Here is a 3,165-nt window from a genome sequence, read left to right as displayed (position 1 = left end):
TGAGCGGGGGCGGATGCGCCGCCGCCGGCGCCCGCGGCACGGCCCCTGCCCCGATCTGCGGCAAAGCCCTCCGTGGAGAAATACCGCCCGTTCTGCTCCAAGCGCTGCGCCGACGTGGACCTCAACCGCTGGCTCTCCGGCGCCTATGCCATCCCCGGCGCGCCCGAGGAGGATCAGGACGGGGAGAGCGGGCCGCCGGAGCGCTAGAGCGCGATCCGATCAAATTGAAATCCGTTTGATCGGCGCGTGCTCTAAAGCGGCAGGCTGGCCCCTCAGCGCCCGCCGAAGCCGGCGAAGCGGTAGTTCACGCTCATGCCCACCATGTCGAGCCTGAGGCTGTCGGGCGCAAGGTTCACCCCCGCCAGCGCCGGAACCGCGCCGGTGGTGAAGGGCTCCGAGCCGCCAAACTCGAAGTGCCGGTATTCGAGCGCCACCGACAGGTTGGACATCAGCGCGTATTCGATGCCGGCGCCGATGGTCCAGCCGGAATTGGCCGCGCCGTTCACGGCGACCCGCTTGTCGAACCAGGCGGTGTTGAAGCTGTCGTCCTGCCGGTTCCAGGCGAAGCCGCCGCGCAGATAGAGCAGGGAGCGGTCGAAGGCGTAGCCGAGGCGGGCGGTGGCGGTGCCGAGTGCGGTGACGCGGCTGCCGCAGTTGAAGCCGGAATGCCGGCCCGCCGGGGCGGTGGAGAAGCAGGTGTTGGTGCCGATCACGTCGGCCCAGGCGCCGCTCGCTTCCGCGCCCACCACCAGCGCGCCGACCTGATAGTCGCCGCCGATCTGCAATCCCGCCATGGCGCCGCCGAGGTCCGCCGCATCGCCCCGCACCGGGGGCGCGAAGGGCGAGGCATAGGTGGTGTGCCCCTTGCCGCCGCCGAGCGTGCCGCCGGCATAGAGGCCGGTCCAGTCGTGCGGCGCCGCCGGCGCCTTGGTCGGCATGGCGCCGGCCCGGCCCTCCAGGGGCGGCACGTCGCCAAAACGGTAGGAGGCCTGGAGGAAGCCGCCATAGCGCTCGGCGAAGAAGCTCATGGCCTGGGGCTTGGGATCGTCGAACTGGGCGTAGGCGTTGCTGGTGTGGAACGCCCAGTAGCGCGCGCCGATGCCCACGTCGAGCCGGTCGGTCACGGCATAGCTGAGGATGGCCTCCAGCTGCACGCCCGTGCCGCGTCCGCTCTCCGGCAGCGGGTTGATGTCGGGCCGGGACCAGTGATTGTCGAAGCCGGTCATGGTGGCGTAGGGCAGGTAGGCGGCGTCCAGTTCCAGGCGCATGCGGTCGGACAGCTGGAGCCGCGCATTGAGGCCGAGCGCCACGCCCTGCCACGTCTCGGTTTCGCTGAGGCCGATGCCGTGCCAATTGGACCGGTCCGCCGGATCGCTGCAGACCTCGTCCTTGGCGATCTGGCGGCAGCCATAGCCGTTCACGCGGGTATACATGCCGCGATAGCCGACGAAGGCGCCGAGGCTGCTCTGTCCCTGGCGCAGGAAATCGTAGCCGATGTCCAGCGCGCCGTAGGACAGGTGGCCGTCGGCGAGCTGCGTCAGGGTGTTGGAATAGCGCTCCTCCGCCGGGAAGTCCTCGTCGTTGAGGCTGCCGCCGGCGAGGGTGCCGAGGCCGGCATAGCCCTTCAGGAACAGCCCGTTGTGGTTCTGCAGCCGGAAGAAGGCCTCGGCCGCCTGGCCGGTGGTGTCGTCATAGATCAGGCGCGAGATCATCTGCTGCTGCGTGACCGGGATGTAGAGGTCCTTCTGCGAGCGGCCGGTGCTGGCGAAATAGCGCGCGCCGATCTCCGCGCTCCAGCCTACGGGCAAAGCGGGGGCGGCCGGCGTCGCCCCCGGACGGGGCTCGGCGAAGCGGTAGTTGACGCCCGCGCGCACCAGATCGAGCTGCTGGGCGACGCTCGCGCCGCCCGATGTGCCGCCGCCGGTGAAGGTGCGGTCCTGGCTGCCGAAGTCGATGTAGTTGTATTCGATGAAGGCCGAGACGTTGTCGGAGAGCGCATAAGCGAGCCCGCCGCCCAGGAGCCAGCCCCAGCGCACGCCGCTGTCGGAATAGACCGGCCCGCGGTTCGTGTCGTGCACGTTGCTCTCGCCGAAGGCCCAGGCGGCGCCGGCCTTGCCGTAGACCAGCGCGTCGCCGAAGCTGCGTCCGAGCTGGCCGGTGAGCGTGCCGATGCTCTTGACGGTGTCGCGGCAGGCGAAGCTGGTGCCGGCGTTCTTGCCGTAGGCGCACGGCGCGTAGCCGCCAAGCGTCGACGCGCCGGCGCTGGCCTCCAGGCCGGCGACCCAGGCGCCCATCTGCATGTTGAAGCCCCCTGCACGCCGCCGACGAGGCCCTGCGCCTCGCCCGCGCCGGGGAAGCTGCCGGCCGCGGAGGCGCGCGCCAGGACGCCGCTGGCGTCGTCCCATTCGTTCCAGCCGAAGGCGCCGCCGGCGAAGGCGCCGAGATAGAGGCCGCTCCAGTCGCGCCCCGGCGAGGCGGGCGCCGGGCCGGTGCCGGGCAGGGGCGCGCCGAACGGGCGGTAGTTGAGCCCGAGCTTCACGATCTGCGCCGAGGCGGAGGTCTCAGTCGCCAGCGTCTGCGTGCCCTTGGTCAGGGTCAGGTCGCTGTCGCCGAAGTCGAGATAGGCGTATTCCGCCTTGGCGGAGAATTGGGGGGTGAGCGCCAGCTCCACGCCGCCGCCCACCGTCCAGCCGGGGCGGGTCTGCGACGCGGTGTATTCGCCCCCGAGCTTGCTGGCCCGCACGGCATAGCTCTGGTGCGTCAGCGCCGCGCCGGCCTTGCCATAGAGCAGCACGTTGTCGAAGGCGTAGCCGACGCGGGCGGCGAGCGTGCCAAGGAAGTCGGTGTCGGTGGAGCAGGCCGGGTCCCACTTGGTCATGCAGCGCACGGTGGCGTTCTGGAATCCGGTGCCGATGTCGCCTTCCACGCCCAGCACGAGCGCGCCGGTCTGGTAATTGTAGCCCACCTGCGTGCCGATGAGCGCGCCCGAGCCCGGGATATGGAGCGTCGGCTGCTGGGTCGGCGCGGTGGCGAGCGGCGGGCTGGCGCCGAGCCAGTAATTCTCGACGATGCCGGCGCCCACATAGGTGCCGAGATAGAAAGCCGGTCCAGGTGCCGGCCGTGGCGGGCGCGCCTGCGCCTTGGGGGGCGAGGTCGGCCGCCGCG

At 71.1% G+C, this 3,165-nt stretch carries 2 protein-coding genes and 1 pseudogene; 1 reads left to right on the top strand and 2 read right to left on the bottom strand.

All coding sequences use genetic code 11. The features are described from left to right. Positions 1–72: 72 nt before the first annotated feature. Positions 73–207, top strand: a complete 135-nt coding sequence (locus AC2W7M_RS22725) for a DNA gyrase inhibitor YacG (RefSeq protein WP_486135126.1) — start codon at positions 73–75, stop codon at positions 205–207. A gap of 65 nt (positions 208–272) precedes the next feature. Here AC2W7M_RS22725 and AC2W7M_RS22720 read toward each other — a convergent pair whose 3' ends face one another. Then, the gene (locus AC2W7M_RS22720; RefSeq protein ID WP_486135128.1) at positions 273–2,294 is read right to left on the bottom strand and encodes an outer membrane protein; all 2,022 of its coding nucleotides are present in this window, start codon (positions 2,292–2,294) and stop codon (positions 273–275) included. 275 nt (positions 2,295–2,569) lie between these two features. Further along, positions 2,570–2,965, bottom strand: a pseudogene (locus AC2W7M_RS22715) (outer membrane protein); the annotation flags it as partial. Positions 2,966–3,165: the final 200 nt, after the last annotated feature.

It is taken from the genome of Xanthobacter sp. BG11Y11_SDJG, assembly GCF_057364445.1.
The sequence above is the reverse complement of the archived record's forward strand: the minus strand, read 5'-3'. Positions and strand labels throughout refer to the sequence as shown.

What these genes read in the sequence shown, in the direction of transcription:
- AC2W7M_RS22720 (WP_486135128.1), bottom strand. Translation starts at nt 2,294, where the DNA reads ATGGGCGCCTGGGTCGCCGGCCTGGAGGCCAGCGCCGGCGCGTCGACG.